We start from the raw sequence: 20,874 nt of genomic DNA on the forward strand, positions 1-20,874 counted from the left end.
ACCCTGCCCCTTCTCTTCCTTGAATCACCGATCACTTGGACCGGGTGCGCGCGATGACGTCCCTGACGGCCTCTTCCATGCGCTTCCAGTCTTTCAGAAACGCTCTCTTGTAGTCCAGGCTGACGGACAGCTTGTTGTCGATGTCCACGAAGTAATGAACGCAGCCCGCGGCCACTTCCCCTGGCTCACTGATCACCTCTCGCCCCTCCAGCCGCACGCCATCGCCTCGGAATTCCTCGCCGTCACATTTGATGAATGAGCTGATCCGGCCGTCGCTCTGACGTGCGATGTACCAGTCTCTTTCGTAGGCGGGATTGCGCACAGGCGGCTTCCCGTACCGCGCCTCATACTTCTTCGCGTACACCACCATCTTCGCTTCATCGATTGCATAGGGCGTCAGGCCCAAGGTTTCCGGCTGTGCAACGCGTTGATCGAGACGGTCCCTGGGATCCTCCCTTTCCACAGAGCCCTCCTCCGTGATGGCTTCATTTGACGACAGCCTTGAAAGCAGTGTTTCAACGGGAACGCGATCAACATAGTTGATCCGGATGGGAATCTCCTTCCGGAAATCATTCGTACGCGGATTGGCCCGGGCACCCGGCGGCGTCGGCGTCATGTCCGGCCACTCGATGACCAGCGTCACGCCCTCGCCCGGCCACGGTGCGATCTGGCTGTCCAGGTAGTTGGCCGGGATGCGGAAGGTGTTCGGCCCGAGCTTCACGTCCACTGGGGCATCGGTATAGGTGTGACCGTTGATCGTGCGGCCGGTCTGCGTTGCGCCGGGCATGGCGGGATTCCTTTCGTGTTCGGTGGACGGCGGCCGCGCACACGCGCCGGCACTCACCGCGACGGCAAGTGCAAGCGTCAGGCAACGGCTCGGGGACATCACGTGCATGGGCATTCCATTGCAGGGTTCCAGCGCCACTATAAGGAGCCGGGCGTCAACGGAACAGGAACCGCATCGCAGCCCTTCATGGAACCAGGCAGCGCTCCACCTGCAGTGACAGCGCCTGGCAGGCGTTGAACAGGCCCTCGACCACGGCGGCGGAGGGACAGCAGGCGGGATCGTCGCTCTCCCGCGCCACATGCGCAGCGTGCAGCACCGCAGTCAACGCCGTGATGCCCGAAATGCTTCGGGTCGCCAGGGCCATGTCGAACGCGCGGCCGGGGCTCAGGCACATTTCATTCCAGGCCTCGCCATCAGCGCGCAGGTTCCTGCCGTGGCCTGCCAGGTGCGCAAAGAATGCCGATGGCGTGACGAATTCGGCGGATTCGCGGAGCGCGTCCTCCAGCGTTTCGGCCAAGGCAGGGGGAAGATCGCGCGCGGCGGCGCCCAGCAGCGCGTGCAGGCGGGGATGGTCGGGAAGACGTTCAGGCATGACGGCAACCTCACGATGTGGCCACCTGCAGATGCGAGGTGGCGGACGGTGCGGGTTGGCGTGCCGGATACGAGATACCAAAGCCGGCGGATCGCTAGATCCCCACGCACCGTCCACCATGAACTGGCAGGCGGTGCATTGTCGGAGTTGCAGGTTGGCCTGCAAGCCCGACGCCGCGTATCTCGTAAGTTCAGGACGCCAATCCCGGCCAGGGCGAGTGCCTTGGCGCGGCGATAATGGGCACACTCCGTCGTGGATGGAAAGTAGGAAAAGTCCGCGCTGACGCGTTCCTACGCTGGTTGCGTCACGGGATGGCGAACCGCCCACCGACTGACGCGCTTCGTTGGTACATCGCGCCCGCCTGCGCGTGCGACCTAACGATCACTTCGAGCCGAACACGACACACTGGCTATGGCGATCGCGCAGAAAGTCGCAATACGCACAGCATTCCCTTCCAGCTCGAACACCATCGGCCCGCGCTGGATACACACCGGGAACAGTTGCATGGAAGCGCCCAGAGCTATATTCGAGCGCGAGATCTGATCACAACGGAATGTGCGCGCCGCGCCATTTTCATACGAGATCCGCGAGCTGATGACTATAGTCGCCGACCTCAATGGATCAGGAGCTCATCATGGAATTCACTTCCTGGCGCAACATCCTTGTTGCCGCTGGTATAGCTGTCGCACTTTCCGTGGCCGCCTACAACGATCATCATCGTCATGCGCTTACTGATGGCGCTGAAGGGCGCGATGCGGTTGGCCTCGTCACCGAGGTGCATTGGGATGAGAAGAGGGGCAGAAAGAGCAACTTCGTCCTGAATGTCGAGTTCGAAACTGAAGACGGCCAATCACGGGTCGAGAAGATCGCGGTCTCCAACGACCTTGGCAACCGGATGCGTGCCACCGACGAGGCGGAGGAGATTGATATCCGCTACAACGCCAAAGACCCGTCCGTGGCGATGGCCGTTGGCGAAACGGACAACTCCCTGCTGTTGTTGTGGCTGGCAATCGCCTCCGGGCTGGTCACCCTGGCACTGCTGGCCACCCGGGTGGTGCAGGGCCGGAAAGCGCAGCCGGCCTGACCCATCCAGGCGCGAGCGCATCCACCAATGCGCTCGCGCAGAGCCAAAAGTCTCTTCAACTCTGGCAATCGCCTTCCGTGCTTCCATGGCCGCGGTAGGTCTCGCCCCACTCGCGCATGGCCAGCAGCACCGGCACCAGCGTGCGGCCGAACTCGGACAGCTCGTATTCCACCTTGGGCGGCACTTCCGGGTACACGTGGCGGATCACCACGCCATCGGCTTCCAGTTCACGCAGCTGGCTGGTGAGCATGGACTGGGTGGCATTGGGAACCCGCCGCGTCAGTTCCATGAAACGTCGCTTGCCGGTCATCAGGTGAAACAGAATGATCGGCTTCCACACGCCACCGATAACGGACAGCGTGACTTCCACCGCACACCCGCTCTTGCCATCCCAACGCTTGCTACGCATGCGTACTCCGGAAAACCATAGTACCTACGGAAAATCATCGTTCTTGTTGCAATAGTGGCACGAGCCTAGCATGGCCCCATTCCATGAATGTGAGGCCATCCATGACGTTCAAAGCACTGCTGACACGCAAGACGAACAACCAGCTTTCGACCGAGCTGGTCGATTTCGACGAGGCGGACCTGATGGACGGCGATGTCCTGGTGCAGGTCGAGTACTCCACGCTCAACTACAAGGATGCGCTTGCGCTCACCGGCAAGAGTCCGATCATCCGGACATTCCCGCTCATTCCCGGCATCGATCTGCCAGGCGTGGTACTGGAATCCAGCAGGACCGACTTCACGCCAGGCGACCGCGTCGTGCTCAATGGCTGGGACCTGAGCATGGGCCACCACGGTGGCCTGGCCCAGCGCGCCCGGGTGCGGGGCGAATGGCTCAACCGGATTCCCGGCAACCTGAGCACCCGCGACGCCATGGCCATCGGCACCGCGGGCTACACCGCCATGCTGTGCGTGCTGGCCCTGGAACATGCCGGCGTGACGCCCGAGAAGGGCGATGTGCTGGTAACCGGCGCCAACGGTGGCGTCGGCTCGATTGCGGTGGCGATCCTCTCGAAGCTGGGCTATCGCGTGGTGGCCGCCACCGGACGCCCGGAGCATGCTGAGTATCTGCACAACCTGGGTGCGGCCGAGATCATCGATCGTGCGCAGCTTTCGGAGCCGCGCGAGCGGCCGGTGAGTGCCGAGCGCTGGGCAGGCGTGGTCGATGTGGCCGGCGGCCCCACCCTTGTCAACGCCATCGCCGAGACCAAGTACCGCGGCGCCGTGGCCGCGTGCGGCCTGGCGCAGAGCGACGCTCTGCACGGCTCGGTATTGCCCTTCATCCTGCGCAACGTGACCCTGGCCGGCGTGGATTCGGTGAATGCTCCACAAGAGGTTCGCCAGCGCGCCTGGGATCGGCTTGCGACCGACCTGGACCCGCAGAAGCTGGAAAGCACCGTGCAGCAGATCGGGCTCGCCGAGGTGCTGGATGTCTATGAGCAGATCATCCCCGGCAAGGTGCGCGGCCGCATCGTCGTGGATGTGAACGCCTGACGCCTGTCGCGCCGGCGAGGGTGCAATGCCATCGCTGGCTCACGCGCGCGACTGACCGGAAAAACGCAACGTGCCACGCCAAGCCGCCTTATCATGGGGCGGCAAGGGCGCTTTACGCCCGGTGACGTACGCAAGGCAGTATCTGGATGTCTATGGAATGGCGCCCCTCGGGCTGGGGCCAGCGTGTGACCCGCTCGCCGGACTGGCAGTTGCGGCTGGATGGCGAACAGGTCGCACTGTTGATCGACGGCAGGCAGTACCGCCAGCATGTAGCGAACGAACACAGCGTGCGGGTCGTTCGCGGCGTACTCTGGTCCAGGGTCGAACTGACGACCGAGCGCGGCGAAGCACTGTCTGTGGATGGGCTGCCGAACAGCCAGGGCTCCGGGCTTGCCGCTGCCGTGCAGCACATGCTTTTCGCGCGCTCCAGGCGGGGGCGCAAGGCACTGTTTGAGCACGTTCTGGCGCAGATCCAGGCGTGGCTGGCCGAGGCAGATGCGCTTACCGACCGAGGCACCACCGGCCGCCGCTGGATCACGTACGAACAGCAGCAGGCGTTGCTGGCCGACCGCCCGTCCCTGCCCTTGCCGCCCGCCGAGCTGGAGCAGCTGTTCCTCGACGAGGAGGTGCATGACGACCTGCACTCGGACCGCCACCGCATGGCACTGGACGCACTGCATGACTGGCAGCTGGATTGGCCCGCCCTGTGGGCGGACGCCAATGAGGCAATGGCGACCCGCGAACTGGGTCTGGCCAAGCCCTTCCTGGACCGGGTCGAGAGCAGGCCGCTGACCGAGGAGCAGGCCCGCGCCGTCATCTGCTTCGACAACCGCGTGCAGGTCGTGGCCGCGGCCGGCTCTGGCAAAACCTCTACGATGGTCGCCAAGGCCGCCTATGCCATCGATCGCGGCTTCATGGAGCCCGAACGGATCGTGATGCTCGCCTTCAACAAGGACGCCGCTCAGGAGCTGGAAGAGCGCGCGCAGCGATGCTTCGACCGGCTCGGCATGGGCGATACCGTGGTTGAGGCCCGGACTTTCCACGCCCTGGGCCTGTCCATCATCGCCAAGGCCACAGGGCGCAAGCCCGATATCCCGGAATGGGCGGTCGACGCGACGCTGGGCTTCAACAAGCTGGCCGAACTGGTGGACGACCTGAAGGACCGTTCGACCCACTTCCGCACCCAGTGGGACATGTTCCGCCTGGTGTTCGGACGCGATCTGCCGCCGTTGGGTGCCGACATGATGGCCGATGGTTACGACCGCGATGGCACGCCCTACATGCGTACCCTGCAGGGCGAGCGGGTGAAGAGCCTCGAAGAGTGCGTCATCGCCGACTGGCTGTTCTACAACGGCGTGGCGTACGACTACGAGCGGCGCTACGAATTCGATACCGCGACGGACACCCATCGCCAGTATCGCCCGGACTTCTACTACCCGGACGCCCGGCTGTATCACGAGCACTTTGCACTGGATGCAGATGGCCAGCCGCCGAAGCACTTTGCCAACTACAGCGAAGGCATGCACTGGAAGCGGCAGCAGCATGCGGCGCGCGGCACTGCACTGGTCGAAACGACGTCGTTCGGCCTGCGCAGTGGACAGGCCCTGCAGGATCTAGCCGAGCGGCTGGGTGCGTCTGGTGTCGAACTCGACCCGAACCCGGACCGCGAGCTGCCTGACCCGGGCGCCAAGCCGATGCCGGATGCAGACCTGATTGGCCTGATGCGCACCTTCATTGCGCATGCCAAGAGCAACTGCCTGACGCTGGACGATATGGCCGCACGCCTGCGGCAGATGTCTGAGGATCAGTTCAAGGAACGCTACCGGCGCTTCCTGGAGATCGCCGGGCCGGTTTTCCAGGCCTGGGACGATGCACTGGCTGACGAGCGCAGCATCGACTTCGAGGACATGCTCAACATGGCCGCCGGGCTGCTGGAACAGGGCCACTATGAATCACCCTACGAGCTGGTGATGGCCGACGAGTTCCAGGATGCCTCGCGCGCCCGTGCGCGCCTCTGCCGTGCGCTGGTCAGCCAACCGGGCCGCTATCTGTTTGCGGTGGGCGATGACTGGCAGTCGATCAATCGCTTCGCTGGCGCCGACGTTTCGGTGATGACCGGATTCCACCAGTGGATGGGGCATGGCCAGGTGCTGAAACTGGAGCAGACGTTCCGCTGCCCGCAAGCACTGTGTGATGTTTCCAGCCGCTTCATCAGCCGCAACCCCACGCAGATGGCCAAGAAGGTCCGCTCTGCTGCGCCGTCAATGGGCCCGGTGCTGCAGGCGTTCCAGATGAACCGGCGTGAAGAGGTAGAGGATGGTGTTCGCCAATACCTTGCGACGCTGCACCAGCAACTGCTGTCAGGTGCAGTGCCGCAGGGCCGCAACGGGCGCGTGACTGTGTTCATTCTGGGGCGGTATCGCGCGGACCGCAGCGCGATGCCTTTGGATTGGAAGATGGCCTTTGGCAGCACGATGGAGGTCGAGTTCCTGACCGCCCATCGATCGAAGGGGCGCGAGGCGGACTACGTGATCCTGCCGGGCATGATCAACCGCAGCTTCCCGAGCCTGCGCGCGGATGATCCGGTGCTTTCGCTGGCGATGCCGGATGGGGATGCCTATCCGCTGAGCGAAGAACGGCGGCTGTTCTATGTCGCGCTGACGCGTGCGCGACGGTCGGTTGCGATGTTCACCCTGCAGGGCAAGCACTCGCCATTCCTGGATGAGCTGGTGAAGGACGGCGCCGTGGAAGTGACCGCGATTTCAGGCGCGGCCATCCACGAAGAGCGCTGCCCGGTGTGCAAGGTGGGCGTGTTCGTGGACCGGAATGGGCCGCATGGGGCTTTCCGGTCGTGCTCGAGTTATCCGTTGTGCCATAACAAGCCGAAGGGTGGGCGTCGTGGGTGAGCGTATTCTCTGCGCTTTCCTGGCGATGTGCGCACTGCTCTCACCGTCACCGTGAGCTTCGCCCAGGCGGAGATCGACTACTCACTCCGGCTGCTAGACTTTGCCGACATTCAAATGGACGACCCCATGGAACGGTGGTATCTGGCAACACTGCTGGCGTTGGTCCTGCACCAGATTGATGCAGCGTTCTGGCAAGAGTGGGCCCTGTTCGGCGTTCCCGGCGGCATCCAGGGGTTTCTGGCTTTCAACCTGATCGCTGTGGGCGCCCTGCTGCATGGCTATCGCCAGGTTGTGCTGGCCAAGCCCTCCGCGCGGGCGTATGCCAGCCTGTGCGGGACAGTTGGCGCCGGCACCGCCATGATTCATGTGGGCCTCGCCGCGGCCGGTCGTAACGAGTTCCTGCTTCCGCTCTCCATCGCAACGCTGGCGGCCTGCCTCGTGGCCGGCGTCGGGCTCCTCATGCAAGGCCGCCGTGCTACCCCGGCTCGCGTGCAGATCGATGGCGTGGACTGACGAGACGAAAAAGCCCCTGAATCCAGGGGCTCTTTGAATCAACTGGCGGAGAGAGTGGGATTCGAACCCACGGAAGGTTTGACCCTTCGCCGGTTTTCAAGACCGGTGCCTTAAACCGCTCGGCCATCTCTCCAATCGGGTCCCGGTCGCCCGGGCAGCGGCGTATTCTCGCACGTGAAGGGCGTTTGCCCAAGACCACCTTGCCCCTGCCCTCCGCATCCGGCACGGTGGGGACCTTCACCGCACTTGGAGCCGCCATGGCCCATCTCGATCTGGCCAACCTGCGCACCTGCCTGCTGGACGACACCCAGCTGGCTGCGGTGGCCCTGCACCGCACCTTCGCCGGACACCTGCCGGTCAGCAGCGGGCAGCTGGTGGTCTGCGATCCGCTGGTCCAGGCCGAGGCGCCGGCGCTGGCCGACTACACCGCCCCGCTGGGCCGGCACCCGGTCGAAATCATCATGCACAGCGGCCGCCCGGCCTTGGCCGTGGTCTGGTTCAAACCCCGCGAAGCTCTCACCGCGACCGCCCTGCACTGGCAGATGGCGCGCTGGACCACGCAGGACCTGACCGGCCTCGATGAGGACAGCTTCATCGGCTACCCGGTCGATGCCGGCATCGGTTGCTTCATGGACACCGACACCCAGCAGGCGCTGCTGGCCCTGATCGAACAGGCCGATGGCGACGAAGACGGTGAATGGTCGGATGCACTGATCGACCACGATGGCCTGGATGAAGGCGCCGAGTACCGCCCTTGGGGCGAGGACTCGCCGCACGGCCTGGTCGTATTCACCAGCGGCTGGGGCGACGGTGTCTATCCCAGCTACTGGGCGCTGGATACGTCCGGCATTCCGGTCGCGCTGGTCACCGACTTCCTCTGCATCCAGGGCGGTGATGGGCGCGACGAGCGCGAGATTGCCGACCAGGCCTATCGCGACAACCTGCCAGCTGCAGAAGCCGAGGCGCTGGCGCGTCTGGTGGCTGCCGTCGAACGAGACGACACGGAGGCATTGCAGGACCTGCTGAAGGGTGCGCCGCAGCGCGCCAACCAGATCGAACCGGGCTGCGGCGGCACCGCGCTGTACGAGGCGATCCGCCTGGACCGCCCGCAGGCACTGCGGGTGCTGCTACAGGGTGGCGCATTACCGGCGATGCCCGAGCGCCTGCACATGAGCAAGGTGACCGGCTATCTGGACTACGCGCGGTTCCTGAAGAAGCCGCGCAGCGCGGAGTTGATGGCGGTGCTGGAAGCGCCGGTCGTTGCCGAGCCCACATTGGCCGCACTGCCGCGACGCAGCTTCTGGGACCGGCTGTTCGGGCGAAACTAATCGGCGCCAGAAAGCAGCAACGCCGGGCATGGCCCGGCGCTACCGTTTCACAGATTAGCGGTGCAGTTGCGGGTAGGTGCCTCAGCCCGCATCCACCGCCAGCGCGCCCAGTGCACTGGCCTTGATCCGCTCCTTGGCCTTTTCACAGGCGCCACCGCAATCCAGGCGCGAGGCCTCCAGCTGCGGCGGCAGGTGCTCGGCCAGGAAGTCGATGAACACGCGCACCGCCGGCAACAGGCCGCGGCGCGAGGCGAACACGGCGTGGCACACGCCCTGCGGCAGTGACCAGTCCGGCAGCACCACTTCCAGCTCGCCATTGCGCACGGCATCGGCGCACACGGTTTCCGGCAGCATGGTGATGCCGAAACCGTCCTTCACCATGCTCTGCAGCAGCGGGAAGTCGAAGCCGGCCACGCGCGGCTGCAGGTCGACCCGGCGCACTTCGCCTTCCGGGCCATGCAGTTCCCAGCGCTGGCGGGCTTCGTCTTCGCTGATGCTGAGGGTGACATGCTGGGTGAGCTCTTCCGGGTCCTTGGGGCGGCCGGCGCGGTCCAGGTATTTGGGGCTGGCCACCAGCAGTTCCTGCACCTGGCCGAAGCTGCGCATCACCAGGCTGCCGTCGTCGTCCAGGCGCGAACGCACGCGCAGGGCGACGTCGTAGCCTTCATTGATGATATCCACGCGGCGGTTGCTGATGTTCAGCTGCAGCCGCACCTTCGGGTACTGCTCAAGGAACTTGGGCAGCAGCTTGGGAAGCTGCATCTGCGCCAGTGACACCGGCACGCTGGCGCGCACCACGCCGCGCGGCTCCGCGCTGAGGCGGTCCACCACTTCGCGGGCGGCCTGGGCCTCGGCCAGCATCGTCTGCGCATGGCGATGCACGCTGGTGCCGACATCGGTGACCGCGAAACGGCGCGTGGAGCGCTGCAGCAGGCGTACCCCCAGGTCGGTTTCCAGCTGGCTGATGCGGCGGCTCAGGCGCGACTTGGGAATACCCAGTGCGCGCTCGGCGGCGGCGAATCCGCCGTGGTCGACCACCATCGCGAAGTAGTACAGGTCATTCAGGTCATGCATACCCGAGTTCCATATCTAGAACAATACGTGGCATTCAATCACCTTTATTCCGCCTTTGCAACAACCTATTGTTCTCTCCGTCGGCGGGGCCACCCCGCCCCTTCCTCCCAGAACACAGGTGACTGCCATGAAGCTTCTGCATCTCGACGCCAGCGTGCTTGGCGACAACTCCGTCTCGCGCCAGCTGTCGGCCGCCGTGGTCGCCCGCTTCGCCAGCCAGATTGATGGCCTGCAGGTCGATTATCGCGATCTTGACGCCAATCCGGTACCGCATCTGCGCAGCAGCTCGCTGGCCAGGACCGACGCGGCCGAGGCGACCGATGCTGAACAGGTGATGCAGCAGTTCCTGGACGCCGACATCGTGGTGATCGGCGCGCCGATGTACAACTTCAGCATCCCGTCCACCCTGAAGGCCTGGATCGACCGCGTGGCCGTGGCCGGCCGCACCTTCAAGTACACCGAGAACGGCCCGGTGGGCCTGGCCGGTGGCAAGCGGGTGATCATCGCCAGCAGCCGCGGCGGCATCTACACCGACTCGCCGGCCGACTTCCAGGAGCCGTTCCTGCGCCAGGTGTTCGCCTTCATGGGCATCAACGAGGTCGAATTCGTGCGCGCCGAGGGCATCGCCTACTCGCCGCAGCACCGTGAAGACGCCATCGCCGGTGCGCTGGCAGCACTGCCGTCGCACGAAGCGGCCGAACCCGTCGCCGCATAACGCGTTCCAACGTTCGGCGCCCCTCTCTCCTCGTCTGGGCGCTGAACGCGGGCCGGGATCCCCTCCCCCATCCCGGCCCACCCTGGCGGCCCCGCTGTGCGGGGCCGTTTTCTTTTGCGACGCGCTAGGCTGGGGGCATGAACTACATCGTGACGGCTGCGCACCGCAGCGAATTTCCGCACCCGATCACCCTGCGCCGTGGCCAGGCGCTGGTGGTGGGCGAACGTTATGAAGGCCCGGAGGGCTGGGAAGACTGGTTCCTGTGCCAAGCCGAAGGGCAGCAGCCCGGTTTCGTGCCGGCGCCGGTGATCGGTCGCGATGCGCAGGATGACGCCTATGCCACGGAGGATTACTGCGCGCGGGAGCTGGATGTGGATCCCGGGCAGATCTTGCGCGGGCTGCGCATCCTCAATGGCTGGGCGTGGTGCGTGCCGGAGAACGGCGAACCGGGATGGGTGCCGCTGGAGAAGCTGCGGGTTTCAGAAGCCCCGTAGCGCCCGAGCCCATGCTCGGGCGGCGGCGCGCGGAGCGCCGATAGAAACAATGCGGCCCGCGATGGGCAGGAGCAGCCGAGCATAGGCTCGGCTCTACAGGACACTGAGCGCCCGCTGTCAGGCGATGGTTTCCAGGCCGCCCATGTACGGGCGCAGGGCCTCCGGCACGGTGATGCTGCCGTCGGCGTTCTGGTAGTTCTCCATCACCGCGATCATCGCACGGCCAACCGCCACGCCCGAGCCGTTCAGGGTATGCACCAGCTCAGGCTTGCCGGTGGCTGGGTTGCGCCAGCGCGCCTGCATGCGGCGGGCCTGGAAGTCACCACAGTTCGAGCACGAGGAGATCTCGCGGTAAGTCTCCTGCGACGGCAGCCAGACTTCCAGATCGTAGGTCTTCACCGCCGAGAAGCCCATGTCGCCGGTGCACAGCAGCACCTTGCGGTACGGCAGGCCCAGCTTTTCCAGCACCACTTCGGCACAGCGGGTCATGCGCTGGTGCTCGGCGTCGCTGTCTTCCGGGCGGCTGATCGAGACCAGCTCGACCTTCTCGAACTGGTGCTGGCGGATCATGCCGCGCACGTCGCGGCCGCCGCTGCCGGCCTCGGCACGGAAGCACATCGAGTGAGCGGTCATGCGCAGCGGCAGACGCTCGGCGTCGACGATCTCGTCACGCACGATGTTGGTCAGCGGCACTTCCGACGTCGGGATCAGGTAACGCGTGGAGTCGCCCACGGCGGTCTTGAACAGGTCGTCCTCGAACTTCGGCAGCTGGCTGGTGCCGCGCAGCGAGTCAGCATTGACCAGCAGCGGTACGTTGGTTTCCTCGTAACCGTGCTCGCCGGTGTGCAGGTCGACCATGAACTGAGCCAGGGCGCGGTGCAGGCGCGCGATCGGGCCGCGCAGGACGGTGAAGCGCGAACCGGACAGTTTGGCCGCGGTCTCGCCGTCCAGCCAGCCATTGCGGGCGCCCAGTTCAACGTGGTCGAGCACCTTGAAATCGAACTGGCGCGGGGTTCCCCAGCGCGCCTGCTCGACGTTGTCGTTCTCGTCAGCACCGGCTGGCACGTCATCGGCCGGCAGGTTCGGGATCCCCATCGAGATCGCTTCGATCTTCTCGCGCAGCTCGTCCAGCGCCACTTCCGAGGCCTTCAGCTCGTCGGCGAAGGCGGCAACTTCAGCCATGATGGCCGACACGTCCTCGCCCTTGGCCTTGGCCTGGCCGATGGCCTTGGAACGGCTGTTGCGCAGGCTCTGCAGCTCCTGGGTCCGCACCTGGATGCGCTTGCGATCGGCCTCCAGGGACTCCAAGGCAGACACGTCGAGCTCGAAGCCGCGGCTGGCGCGCAGGCGTTCGGCGAGGTCGGCGGGCTGGTGGCGGAGCAGGGCTGGATCAAGCATGGCAGGTGTCGTGGTGGGTATCAGGGATGGGATTATCGCTTGTTATACGGATTTCTGCCGCCCGGTTCATTCCCGCCGTGGCAGAATCGGGGCATTCCGTACTGGTCCGGTCCATGTCTGCACCCCGCTCGTCGTCCGCCAAGTCGTTTACCGTGCATATCCCGCGCAACGCCCTGAAGATCGCGGGCATCGCCTTCGGCGTGGGCGTGCTGCTGTTCGTGCTGGTCTGGTTCACCGGTCGCGACAAGGAATTCTTCCGCGCCGACCCGGCCGCACAGACCCCGCAGGAGACGGCGCAGGTGGAACCGCTGCCCGAACCGCTGGCGGCGGCCGCCGGTTCCAGCGACATGCCCGATGCCAAGCCGGCACCGGTGGAGGAAGAAGCGCCGAAGCTGGTGGAAACGGCCCCGCCACCGCCGGCGCCCGTCGCCGAAGCGGCCCCGGCCGCACCGGTTCCCGCGCCGGCTGCCACGGGCAACAGCCAACCTATGCCGATTGCCGGCCAGTCGCCACCGCCGGCCTACCCGGCCGCCGCGCTGCGCGCCGGCGAGACCGGCAGTGTGGTCGTACGCGTGGACGTGGATGCCACCGGCTATCCGAACAATGTCACGGTAATCCAGCGCAGCGGCTCACGCGAGCTCGACCGTGCCGCGACCGATGCGGTGCGCCGCTGGCGCTTCACCCCGGCACAGAGTAACGGCCAGGCCGTACCGGGCAGCATTGAAGTGCCGTTCGACTTCAAGACCCAGTAACTGAACGTTTCCCGGCAGGCAAACTGAACCCTGCCGGTTGCGTTGACGCAACGCTGACACTTCACGCCACTGGCCCGCGCAACACTCTCTCCCGTCGTCCAATTGACGGAAGGAGTTCGCGATGACCGCCACCACCCACGAAGACCTTCATTCGCCGCAGCTGCAGCCGGACGCCAGCGAACAGCACAAGCCCACGTCGCCCTGGATGTGGATCGCGCTGATCGTGGCGATGTTTGCCGCCGCGCTGCTCTGGCTGCGTCACTCGAACCAGGAAGACGTGGCGCCGGCACCGGTCGGCGAGCGCATGCTGCCCGCCCCCGAGCAGGCGCCGGTCGCCGACGTACAGCAGCCTGCGGCACGCCAGGCCGCAGCGGCCGGCAACCAGCGCAAGGCCACCCCTGCCGTACGCAATCGCGAGGCGCGCCCGCTGGCAGGCAACAGCAAGCCGACCTACCCTGCTGCCGCGCTGCGCAATGGCGTGCAGGGCAGCGTGATCGCCAGCCTGAATGTCGATGCCCGCGGCCAGGTGACCAATGCTGCGATTGTTTCGCGCAGCGGCGAGCGCAGCCGTGACCTGGATCGTGCGGTGCTGAGCGCCGTGCAGAACTGGAAGTTCCAGCCGGCGATGCATGAAGGCCGTGCAGTGGCCAGTGTGGTGCGGGTCCCGGTGGATTTCCGTACCGGACAGCGTTGATCGCGGACGAGGGGTTCGTGATGTTTAGACGGAGGCTTCGGCCTCCGTCCTTTTATGCGGAGAAGCGTGCCAACCGAGGTTGGCACCTACCGGAAAACCTGATTGGCCGATCAGGCCAGGTTGAAGCCGGCGCTGCGCGCCAGGCCGTCGAAGTCCGGGAAGGAGGTCGCGACGTTGGCGATGTCATTGATACGCACTTCGCCGTCGCTGATCTGGCCGGCAATGGCAAACGCCATGGCAATACGGTGGTCGCCGTGGCTTTCGATGGTGCCACTTCCCAGCCGAACGCCGCCGTGCAGGGTGGCGCCATCCTCGGTTTCGTCCACCTGCATGCCCAGCGCACGCAGGCCGGTGGCCATCGCCGCAAGGCGGTCGGATTCCTTCACTCGCAGTTCGGCCGCACCGCTCACCACGGTCTGGCCCTCGGCGGCCGCGGCGGCCACGAACAGCGCTGGGAACTCGTCGATCATGTCCGGCACCAGCGTTTCCGGAATGCGTGCACCCTTCAACTGGGCGTAGCGCACCACCAGGTCGGCCACCGGCTCACCGCCCTGCTCGGCCGGGTTCTCTTCGGTGATGTCCGCACCCATCAGGCGCAGCGCGTGCAGCAGGCCAGTGCGACGCGGATTCAGGCCGACCTGCTTCAGGCGCAGCTCGGAACCGGGAATGATGCTGGCGGCGACCAGGTAGAACGCGGCCGAAGAGAAATCGGCGGGCACCACGATATCCGTGGCGCGCAGGCGCTGGCCACCGCGCAGGCGGGCCTTGCCCGGCGAAAACGCGATGTCCACGCCGAATGCGGACAACATGCGCTCGGTGTAGTCGCGGGTCGGGTGCGGTTCGGTCACGCTGGTTTCGCCCTGCGCATACAGCCCGGCCAACAGCACCGCCGACTTGACCTGCGCGCTGGCCACCGGCGAGGCGAAATCGATGCCGTGCAGCATCTGGCCACCATGCACGCGCAACGGTGGCGTGCCATCGTCCTGGGTGTCGATCCTTGCGCCCATCTGCGACAGCGGGCCGGTCACGCGGCGCATCGGGCGACCGGACAGCGACTCATCGCCGATCAGCGTGCAGTCGAACGACTGGCCCGCCAACAGGCCGGCCAGCAGGCGCATGCCGGTACCGGCATTGCCGCAATCCAGCGGTGCATCCGGCGCCTTCAGGCCATCGATGCCGACGCCGTGCACGACGCGCTGCGACGGGCTGGGCGTTTCGATGCGCACCCCCAGCTGGCTGAAGATGCGCGCCGTGGCACGGGTGTCCTCGCCTTCCAGGAAGCCTTCGATGTGCGAGGTGCCATCGGCCAGCGCGGCAAACATCACCGAGCGGTGCGAGACCGACTTGTCGCCGGGAATGGTCAGGCTGCCCTGCAGCGGCTGGCCCTTGCGGGCAATCCAGTGTTGCGCGTTGCTCATCGTTCGATCATTCCGTAAACACCGGCAGCACCGGCGATGCATCAGGGAGCGGCGGCTGTTGCCGCCGCAGCAGCACTCAGGGCACGGCCACCGGATAGGAGCCCAGCACCTTGATCTGCGCCGAGTGCGCTTCCAGTTCGGCCAGCGCAGCCTGCATCGGCGCGTCGTCGATGTGGCCGGCCAGGTCGATGAAGAAACCGTACTCCCACTTGCCGTGGTGTGACGGCCGCGACTCGATGCGGTTCATGCTGATGCCGTGGCGGGCGAACGGGCTGAGCACGTCGAACAGCGCACCGGGCTTGTCATGGATGAACACCAGCACCGAGGTGCGGTCGTGCCCGGAGGTCGGGAAAATGTTGCGACCCACCACCAGGAAGCGGGTGGTGTTGTCGGCATCGTTCTGGATCGGCTTGGTGACCACCTTCTTCAGGCCGTACACGTGGCCGGCACTCTCGCCGCCGATGGCCGCCGCGTCGTCGGCGTTGCGCGCACGGCGCGCGCCCTCGGCGTTGCTCGACACCGGAATCTTCTCGGCCTTCGGCAGGTTGGCGCGCAGCCACGCCGAGGTCTGCATGAACGACTGCGGATGCGCGTAGATGCGTTCGATGTCCTCGATGCGGCCGCTGCGCGACATCAGGTACTGCTGCACGCGCAGTTCCACTTCGCCGCAGATCTTCAGGTTGGAGGTCAGGAACATGTCCAGGGTGATCTGGATGGTGCCCTGCCCCGAATTCTCCACCGGCACCACGCCGAAATCGGCGTTGCCCGCTTCCACTTCCTGGAATACCTCTTCGATGCTGGCCATCGGCAGGCCCAGCGCCGAACGGCCGAAATGCTTGAGCACCGCCTGCTGGCTGAAAGTACCTTCCGGGCCGAGGTAGCCGATCTTCAGCGGCTCCTGTTGGGCCAGGCAGGCCGACATGATCTCGCGGTAGACGTGCACCAGCAGTTCATCGCTGAGCGGGCCTTCGTTGCGGTCCACCACCATGCGCAGCACCTGCGCTTCGCGCTCGGGGCGGTAGTAGTCGACGGCGGCGGCGAGCTTGCCCTTGGCCTTGCCGACCTGGTGGGCGAAGCGCGCGCGCTCGGCGATCAGGCTCTGGATGTCGCGGTCGATCTGGTCGATCTTCGAGCGCACATCGGCCAGCGCCAGCGGCGCCAGGGTGGGTGCCGGGTTCGAGGTGGCCTTGGCCTTGCCCTTCGCCTTGGTGGGCACGCTGTCCTTGGCCGGTTCGGCCTTCTTCGGCGCCTTCTTGCTGGATTTGCTGCTTGCCATCGGAATTCCTTGTTGCGGGGCACGAACCCGACGGTGCGCGCCGTTCATTGCTCAGCCGTGACGCTGCTGGAAATCGGCCATGAAGGCGACCAGCGCCTCGGCCCCGGCCAGCGGCATGGCGTTGTAGAGCGAGGCACGGATGCCACCGACGACCTTGTGCCCCTTCAGCGCCAGCAGGCCTGCGGCCTTGGCCTCGGCCACGAAGCGGGCATCGAGATCGGCGTTGGGCAGGAAGAACGGGATGTTCATCCGCGAACGGGCCGCGTGTGCAACCTCATTGCGGTAGAAGCCGCCGGAGCCGTCGATGGCGCCGTACACCAGCGCGGCCTTGGCGGCATTGCGCCTGGCGAACTCGGTCACGCCGCCCTCGGCCAGCATCCACTTGAACACCAGGCCGGCCAGGTACCAGTTCCAGGTCGGCGGGGTGTTGAGCATCGAATCGCGGGCGACATGCGAGCGGTAATCGAAGATGTCCGCGCGCGGCTGGCCACTGCGCTCGAGCAGGTCGCGGCGGATGATCATCACCGCGATGCCGACCGGACCCAGGTTCTTCTGCGCACCGGCATAGATCACGCCGTAGCGGCGCACGTCCAGCGGTTCGCTGGCAATGGACGAACTGAAGTCGGCCACCAGCGGCACATTGCCGGTATCGGGCACATCACGGAACTCGACGCCGTGGATGGTCTCGTTCGCGGTGATGTGCACATAGGCGGCATCCGGCGAGAGCTGCCAATCGGCGCGCGGCGGCAGCGTGCGATAGCCATCGGCCTCGCTGCTGGCGGCGATGTTGACGTCCACGTAGACACCGGCCTGCTTGACCGCGGTCTTGCCCCAGTGGCCACTGACCACGTAGTCGGCACGCTGGCCGGGGGCGGCGAAGTTGAGCGGGATCAGCGCCTGCTGGGTGGTGGCACCACCGGACAGGAACAACACCGCATAGTCCTCCGGGATATCGAGCAGGCGACGCAGGTCGGCCTCGGCCTCGGCGGCCACGGACATGAATTCCGCGCCGCGATGGCTCATTTCCACGATCGAAGCGCCGGACCCGTGCCAGTCCAGCATTTCCGCCTGCGCCTGGCGCAGGACCGATTCCGGCAAGGTCGCAGGGCCGGCACTGAAGTTGAACGCGCGCGTCATGTCACACCTGTGGGGCAAGACCCCTAGTATGCCGCAGTGCACCAGCCTTGCGGCCTTGTGCGGCAAGGGAAATTTGGTTTCATTGGAATCCATCGGCAACGCGACCGGGTAGTGCCAGCCGCTGGCCGGCACTACCGTCAGCGCGCGCCGAACCAGAGCAGCAGGCTGAGCAGCGCGGCCAGCAGCAGCGCACTGACCAGCAGCCACGGCCAGCGCCGCACCCTGCGCGGCGCAACCGGCAGCACCGGCGCCTGTTCCACGTCCTCGCCCGACTCGTCCTCGACCGGCAACGACCGCCGGCGCGGATCATGCGGCACTTCCAGCACGAAACGGTGCTGGCCATCGAACACCACCTGGTCGCCGGCCTGCAGCCAGCAATGGCGCACGGCCACGCCATTGACGCGGGTGCCGTCGGCACTGCCGAGGTCGCGCAGCAGCACGCGTTCGCCGTGCACTTCCACGCGGGCATGCTGCTCGGCAAAAGCCGGGTCATCGATGGCGATGTCGGCCTCGTTGCCACGTCCGATCAGGCGGGCCCGCGACAGGGTGAAGCTGCGGCCATGATGGAGGCCGCCGACACCGCGCAGCAGCCGCTGCTGCTCGTCGCTGCCATCTTCGGTTCTCGGCGCAGGCGCCTGCAGCAGGCTTTCGACCTCGCCCTGAAGGACCATCTCCACGCCATCCACATACACCGCATCGCCTGCACGCAGCAGGGCCATCCGGCGTACCGGGCGACCGTTGACGTGGACGCCGCGGATGCCGTTGCCGACCTGCAGCCAGAGGCCGCGATCATCCATGCAGAACTGGGCCAGCAGCAGTGCGCCGTGGCCGGGATCTCCGAGCCGCACGCTGCCGTTGGCCTGGCGCACGATGCGCTGCACCCCGGGCCGCAAGGGCTGGTCGGGCTGTTGTTGTTGACTGAAGTGAACAAGCAGGTTCTGCACGCGGCGCAGCCTAGCAGGTTGGTCGCCAACGAAGAAGAACCCACGATGAGTGCTTGGCGCGGCGGCCCTTGATGCGCACAATGCTTGCCCTCGTCGACCTACCCCGCCCTGCGCCAGGAGCCTGCATGTCCACCATCGATGTCCGCCACGCCCACGCCCTGCCCGATGCACAGGCGCGCGCCGCGATCGAACAGGTCGCTGCCAAGCTGTCCGAGCGCTTTGGCCTGAAGTCGTCCTGGACCGCCGACGTACTGAACTTCTCCGGCAGCGGCGTGGACGGTGCGATCGAACTGCAGCCGGGTGCCGTGCGCGTAACCGCCAAGCTGGGCTTCCTGCTGTCGGCGATGAAGGGCATGGTCGAAGGCGAGATCCAGCGTGTGCTGAAGGAAAAGCTGGGCTGAACCCCGGCGGCGGCCGTCACGGCCGTGCAACGCCGGTGCGCGCTACTCTCGGGGGCAGGCCCAACTCCCACGGGAAGTGCGATGAACCACTACGAGAACGACGACCGCCGCAACGACGATGCCTCTTTCAGTGACCAGGCCGAGCGCTTCTCGCGCAAGCTGAGCGATTCGGCCCAGCAGGTCTGGCTGGCCGGGTTGGGTGCGCTGGGTCGCGCCCAGGCCGAGGGCAGCCGCTTCTTCGATGGCCTGGTGAAGGAAGGCGAAGCCTGGGAAGCCCGCCGCCGTGAACGCAACGGCGATCAGGGCCCGGGCTGGCGTGACAATGTCGAGACCTCGCTGGACGAGGCCCGCGAGAAGGCCTCCGGCACCTGGAACAAGGTGGAGAAGGCCTTCGATGACCAGGTGCAGGGCGTACTCAAGCGCCTGCATGTACCCACCGCCGACGAAGTGACCGCGCTGGAGGCCCGCATTGATGCCCTGCACGCGCGCCTGGCCAAGCTGGAAAACCGCGCCGCGTCCGGCACCGATGCCCCTGCTCCGGGCAGCCATCAGTCGCCGGACAGCGTGCCCTGACCACGATTGTTGCAATGCAATAAAATTTGATTGACAATCGCGAGCAACCCGCCAATCGCTTCGGCTGCCGTTTGTTCCCTCCCCTCACGGCTTCAGGATTGGCGGGTTTTTCGTGCCCGCTGTACGCCGATCTGCGCGCTCCATCACGCTTTCTGTCAGGAACATCCTGACCCGGCCAGGCACCGCGACCTTTACACTGTCGTCCTCCGCTTTCGCCCCTTCCGCCCTACTCCTGCATGCTCCCCTGGATCCTGGCCCTGCTGTCGGCCCTGCTTAGCTGTTCCCTGGCCGTTGTCTATCTGTGGTGGGTCAAGCGGCGGCAGAAGGAGATGCAACTCGGCCTGCAGGCCCTGGCGGGCATGCATTGGCGCGAATTCTCGGTTCTGGTCAAGCGCATGCTGCGCGAACAGCGCGGCCTGCGTGAGCTGATCGATCCGGCGGAAGAAGCCCGCGAGCCAAGCAGCGATTTCATGCTCAGCGATGGCCCCAACCACTGGCTGGTGTCGTGCAAGCATGGCCTGGCCTACCGCATCGGCACCGCCGCGGTGAACGAGCTGGGTGCGGCCGCGCGCCTGGCCGGGGCCAAGGGCGGCGTGCTGCTGACCGAAGGCCGCATCGAGCGCGACGGCCGCAGCGCCGCCGAGAAGCAGGCGGTTGAAGTGCTGGACGGCCCGCGCCTGTGGCCGTTGCTGCAGCCTTACCTGCCCGGCGACATCGAAGCGCGCGTGCGCGCCAGCGCCCGCCACGAAGCGCTGCGCCGCATCGCCATCGCCGCACTGGGTTCGGCAACGCTGGGGCTGCTGGTTGGCCTGGGCCTGCAGGGCCTGCGTGTGGAAGAGGCCGCGCCGGTTGCTGCGGCACCGGTGGTGGCGACGCCTTCAACCGCGCCTGCGGCGGAACCTGCTGGCACCGCGGCAGTGCTCCCGGCCGCCCCTGCACCCGCGGCTGCCGTCGCCCCGGCGGCCGACGCGCGCAGCAATCCCAATCCGGATGCGGCCACGCTGGAGCGCTTCCAGGCCGATCTGGCCCGGGCCCTGGCCGGCAAGCCCGGCATCGCCAGCGGTGTCTGGCTGACCCGGCAGACGCTGGCGATCAACCGCACCGGCGAACTGGAAAAGGTCTGGCCGCTGGTCTGCGAGGAAGTGCTGCACTACCCCGCCCTGCGCAACGTGCGCATCCAGCTCAACGCCCGCCCCGGCGTGGATGAGCCGGTACGCTGGCGGCAGTGCGCTACGTATTGATGGGGCAGCATCTTGATGGGGCAGCATCCACGCATGGCGTGGATCTA

General features: G+C 66.2%; 21 protein-coding genes and 1 tRNA gene. 12 read left to right on the plus strand and 10 right to left on the minus strand.

Translation table 11 applies throughout. The features are described from left to right. Positions 1-31: 31 nt before the first annotated feature. Positions 32-895, minus strand: coding sequence for a Smlt3025 familytype IV secretion system inhibitor (locus ACZ75I_RS12140; RefSeq protein ID WP_180870662.1), 864 nt, complete (start codon positions 893-895; stop codon positions 32-34). Between the two features lie 76 nt (positions 896-971). After that, positions 972-1,379, minus strand: a complete 408-nt coding sequence (locus tag ACZ75I_RS12145; RefSeq protein ID WP_180870660.1) for a hypothetical protein — start codon at positions 1,377-1,379, stop codon at positions 972-974. Between the two features lie 634 nt (positions 1,380-2,013). Between ACZ75I_RS12145 and ACZ75I_RS12150 the strand changes: the two genes are divergently transcribed. Further along, a complete protein-coding gene (locus tag ACZ75I_RS12150; RefSeq protein ID WP_180870658.1) occupies positions 2,014-2,463 on the plus strand; it encodes a DUF3592 domain-containing protein in 450 nt (149 codons plus the stop codon). A 55-nt stretch (positions 2,464-2,518) separates the two neighbouring features. Here the strand turns inward: ACZ75I_RS12150 and ACZ75I_RS12155 are convergent, their stop codons facing one another. Continuing rightward, positions 2,519-2,872, minus strand: a complete 354-nt coding sequence (locus ACZ75I_RS12155) for a winged helix-turn-helix transcriptional regulator (protein WP_049415019.1) — start codon at positions 2,870-2,872, stop codon at positions 2,519-2,521. Positions 2,873-2,973: 101 nt separating this feature from the next. Here ACZ75I_RS12155 and acuI point away from each other — a divergent pair, with 101 nt between their 5' ends. The 3 genes from acuI (at position 2,974) to ACZ75I_RS12170 (ending at position 7,382) form a co-directional block, all read left to right on the plus strand. Next, positions 2,974-3,963 (plus strand): acrylyl-CoA reductase (NADPH), encoded by a 990-nt coding sequence (gene acuI / locus ACZ75I_RS12160; RefSeq protein WP_472957959.1) that lies wholly within the window; start codon positions 2,974-2,976, stop codon positions 3,961-3,963. A gap of 152 nt (positions 3,964-4,115) precedes the next feature. Continuing rightward, positions 4,116-6,869 carry a UvrD-helicase domain-containing protein gene (locus ACZ75I_RS12165; RefSeq protein ID WP_472957961.1) on the plus strand — a complete coding sequence of 918 codons (2,754 nt, stop codon included), beginning with the start codon at positions 4,116-4,118 and terminating at the stop codon, positions 6,867-6,869. Between the two features lie 51 nt (positions 6,870-6,920). Beyond that, the gene (locus ACZ75I_RS12170; protein WP_472957962.1) at positions 6,921-7,382 is read left to right on the plus strand and encodes a DUF6713 family protein; all 462 of its coding nucleotides are present in this window, start codon (positions 6,921-6,923) and stop codon (positions 7,380-7,382) included. Positions 7,383-7,425: 43 nt separating this feature from the next. Here the strand turns inward: ACZ75I_RS12170 and ACZ75I_RS12175 are convergent. Next, a tRNA-Ser gene (locus ACZ75I_RS12175) sits at positions 7,426-7,515 on the minus strand. A gap of 124 nt (positions 7,516-7,639) precedes the next feature. Between ACZ75I_RS12175 and ACZ75I_RS12180 the strand changes: the two genes are divergently transcribed. Then, positions 7,640-8,710, plus strand: a complete 1,071-nt coding sequence (locus ACZ75I_RS12180) for a DUF4241 domain-containing protein (protein WP_472957963.1) — start codon at positions 7,640-7,642, stop codon at positions 8,708-8,710. An 81-nt stretch (positions 8,711-8,791) separates the two neighbouring features. On the opposite strand, the gene ACZ75I_RS12185 is transcribed toward ACZ75I_RS12180, so the two are convergent. Continuing rightward, positions 8,792-9,784: a LysR family transcriptional regulator gene (locus ACZ75I_RS12185; protein WP_005410175.1), complete on the minus strand. Its 993-nt coding sequence runs from the start codon at positions 9,782-9,784 to the stop codon at positions 8,792-8,794. Positions 9,785-9,911: 127 nt separating this feature from the next. On the opposite strand from ACZ75I_RS12185, the gene ACZ75I_RS12190 reads away from it, so the two are divergent. Together ACZ75I_RS12190 and ACZ75I_RS12195 are read left to right on the plus strand one after the other, a co-directional pair. Then, positions 9,912-10,499: an FMN-dependent NADH-azoreductase gene (locus ACZ75I_RS12190; protein WP_061478956.1), complete on the plus strand. Its 588-nt coding sequence runs from the start codon at positions 9,912-9,914 to the stop codon at positions 10,497-10,499. Between the two features lie 137 nt (positions 10,500-10,636). Beyond that, positions 10,637-10,993, plus strand: a complete 357-nt coding sequence (locus ACZ75I_RS12195; protein WP_346476739.1) for an SH3 domain-containing protein — start codon at positions 10,637-10,639, stop codon at positions 10,991-10,993. 117 nt (positions 10,994-11,110) lie between these two features. Here the strand turns inward: ACZ75I_RS12195 and serS are convergent, their stop codons facing one another. Beyond that, positions 11,111-12,391, minus strand: a complete 1,281-nt coding sequence (gene serS, locus ACZ75I_RS12200; protein ID WP_088497905.1) for a serine--tRNA ligase — start codon at positions 12,389-12,391, stop codon at positions 11,111-11,113. Between the two features lie 113 nt (positions 12,392-12,504). On the opposite strand from serS, the gene ACZ75I_RS12205 reads away from it, so the two are divergent. Both ACZ75I_RS12205 and ACZ75I_RS12210 read left to right on the plus strand, forming a co-directional pair. Then, positions 12,505-13,143: an energy transducer TonB gene (locus ACZ75I_RS12205; protein WP_154351053.1), complete on the plus strand. Its 639-nt coding sequence runs from the start codon at positions 12,505-12,507 to the stop codon at positions 13,141-13,143. 121 nt (positions 13,144-13,264) lie between these two features. Beyond that, positions 13,265-13,837 (plus strand): energy transducer TonB, encoded by a 573-nt coding sequence (locus ACZ75I_RS12210; RefSeq protein WP_180870628.1) that lies wholly within the window; start codon positions 13,265-13,267, stop codon positions 13,835-13,837. A gap of 110 nt (positions 13,838-13,947) precedes the next feature. On the opposite strand, the gene aroA is transcribed toward ACZ75I_RS12210, so the two are convergent. The 4 genes from aroA to ACZ75I_RS12230 all read right to left on the minus strand — a co-directional run bounded on the left by aroA (position 13,948) and on the right by ACZ75I_RS12230 (position 18,612). Continuing rightward, a complete protein-coding gene (gene aroA / locus ACZ75I_RS12215) occupies positions 13,948-15,255 on the minus strand; it encodes a 3-phosphoshikimate 1-carboxyvinyltransferase (RefSeq protein WP_472957968.1) in 1,308 nt (435 codons plus the stop codon). A gap of 76 nt (positions 15,256-15,331) precedes the next feature. Continuing rightward, positions 15,332-16,531: a prephenate dehydratase gene (gene pheA, locus ACZ75I_RS12220; RefSeq protein WP_005417297.1), complete on the minus strand. Its 1,200-nt coding sequence runs from the start codon at positions 16,529-16,531 to the stop codon at positions 15,332-15,334. Positions 16,532-16,582: 51 nt separating this feature from the next. After that, positions 16,583-17,668 carry a 3-phosphoserine/phosphohydroxythreonine transaminase gene (gene serC / locus ACZ75I_RS12225; RefSeq protein WP_472957969.1) on the minus strand — a complete coding sequence of 362 codons (1,086 nt, stop codon included), beginning with the start codon at positions 17,666-17,668 and terminating at the stop codon, positions 16,583-16,585. Between the two features lie 137 nt (positions 17,669-17,805). After that, positions 17,806-18,612 (minus strand): FHA domain-containing protein, encoded by an 807-nt coding sequence (locus ACZ75I_RS12230; protein ID WP_472957970.1) that lies wholly within the window; start codon positions 18,610-18,612, stop codon positions 17,806-17,808. Between the two features lie 125 nt (positions 18,613-18,737). On the opposite strand from ACZ75I_RS12230, the gene ACZ75I_RS12235 reads away from it, so the two are divergent. The 3 genes from ACZ75I_RS12235 to ACZ75I_RS12245 all read left to right on the plus strand — a co-directional run bounded on the left by ACZ75I_RS12235 (position 18,738) and on the right by ACZ75I_RS12245 (position 20,827). Further along, positions 18,738-19,013, plus strand: coding sequence for a polyhydroxyalkanoic acid system family protein (locus tag ACZ75I_RS12235; protein ID WP_005417302.1), 276 nt, complete (start codon positions 18,738-18,740; stop codon positions 19,011-19,013). Between the two features lie 81 nt (positions 19,014-19,094). After that, positions 19,095-19,586, plus strand: coding sequence for a phasin family protein (locus ACZ75I_RS12240; protein WP_005417304.1), 492 nt, complete (start codon positions 19,095-19,097; stop codon positions 19,584-19,586). Positions 19,587-19,822: 236 nt separating this feature from the next. Further along, positions 19,823-20,827: a restriction endonuclease gene (locus ACZ75I_RS12245; RefSeq protein ID WP_346476810.1), complete on the plus strand. Its 1,005-nt coding sequence runs from the start codon at positions 19,823-19,825 to the stop codon at positions 20,825-20,827. Positions 20,828-20,874: the final 47 nt, after the last annotated feature.

This window comes from Stenotrophomonas sp. X (genome assembly GCF_055721025.1).

Bases quoted from the DNA above. Each gene is read 5' to 3' on its own strand.
- pheA (WP_005417297.1), bottom strand. From the start codon at position 16,531: ATGGCAAGCAGCAAATCCAGCAAGAAGGCGCCGAAGAAGGCCGAACCG.
- serS (WP_088497905.1), bottom strand. From the start codon at position 12,391: ATGCTTGATCCAGCCCTGCTCCGCCACCAGCCCGCCGACCTCGCCGAA.
- acuI (WP_472957959.1), top strand. From the start codon at position 2,974: ATGACGTTCAAAGCACTGCTGACACGCAAGACGAACAACCAGCTTTCG.
- ACZ75I_RS12165 (WP_472957961.1), top strand. From the start codon at position 4,116: ATGGAATGGCGCCCCTCGGGCTGGGGCCAGCGTGTGACCCGCTCGCCG.
- ACZ75I_RS12180 (WP_472957963.1), top strand. From the start codon at position 7,640: ATGGCCCATCTCGATCTGGCCAACCTGCGCACCTGCCTGCTGGACGAC.
- ACZ75I_RS12205 (WP_154351053.1), top strand. From the start codon at position 12,505: ATGTCTGCACCCCGCTCGTCGTCCGCCAAGTCGTTTACCGTGCATATC.
- serC (WP_472957969.1), bottom strand. From the start codon at position 17,668: ATGACGCGCGCGTTCAACTTCAGTGCCGGCCCTGCGACCTTGCCGGAA.
- ACZ75I_RS12210 (WP_180870628.1), top strand. From the start codon at position 13,265: ATGACCGCCACCACCCACGAAGACCTTCATTCGCCGCAGCTGCAGCCG.
- ACZ75I_RS12140 (WP_180870662.1), bottom strand. From the start codon at position 895: ATGCACGTGATGTCCCCGAGCCGTTGCCTGACGCTTGCACTTGCCGTC.
- ACZ75I_RS12145 (WP_180870660.1), bottom strand. From the start codon at position 1,379: ATGCCTGAACGTCTTCCCGACCATCCCCGCCTGCACGCGCTGCTGGGC.
- ACZ75I_RS12235 (WP_005417302.1), top strand. From the start codon at position 18,738: ATGTCCACCATCGATGTCCGCCACGCCCACGCCCTGCCCGATGCACAG.
- ACZ75I_RS12195 (WP_346476739.1), top strand. From the start codon at position 10,637: ATGAACTACATCGTGACGGCTGCGCACCGCAGCGAATTTCCGCACCCG.
- ACZ75I_RS12245 (WP_346476810.1), top strand. From the start codon at position 19,823: ATGCTCCCCTGGATCCTGGCCCTGCTGTCGGCCCTGCTTAGCTGTTCC.
- ACZ75I_RS12155 (WP_049415019.1), bottom strand. From the start codon at position 2,872: ATGCGTAGCAAGCGTTGGGATGGCAAGAGCGGGTGTGCGGTGGAAGTC.
- ACZ75I_RS12150 (WP_180870658.1), top strand. From the start codon at position 2,014: ATGGAATTCACTTCCTGGCGCAACATCCTTGTTGCCGCTGGTATAGCT.
- ACZ75I_RS12190 (WP_061478956.1), top strand. From the start codon at position 9,912: ATGAAGCTTCTGCATCTCGACGCCAGCGTGCTTGGCGACAACTCCGTC.
- aroA (WP_472957968.1), bottom strand. From the start codon at position 15,255: ATGAGCAACGCGCAACACTGGATTGCCCGCAAGGGCCAGCCGCTGCAG.
- ACZ75I_RS12185 (WP_005410175.1), bottom strand. From the start codon at position 9,784: ATGCATGACCTGAATGACCTGTACTACTTCGCGATGGTGGTCGACCAC.
- ACZ75I_RS12240 (WP_005417304.1), top strand. From the start codon at position 19,095: ATGAACCACTACGAGAACGACGACCGCCGCAACGACGATGCCTCTTTC.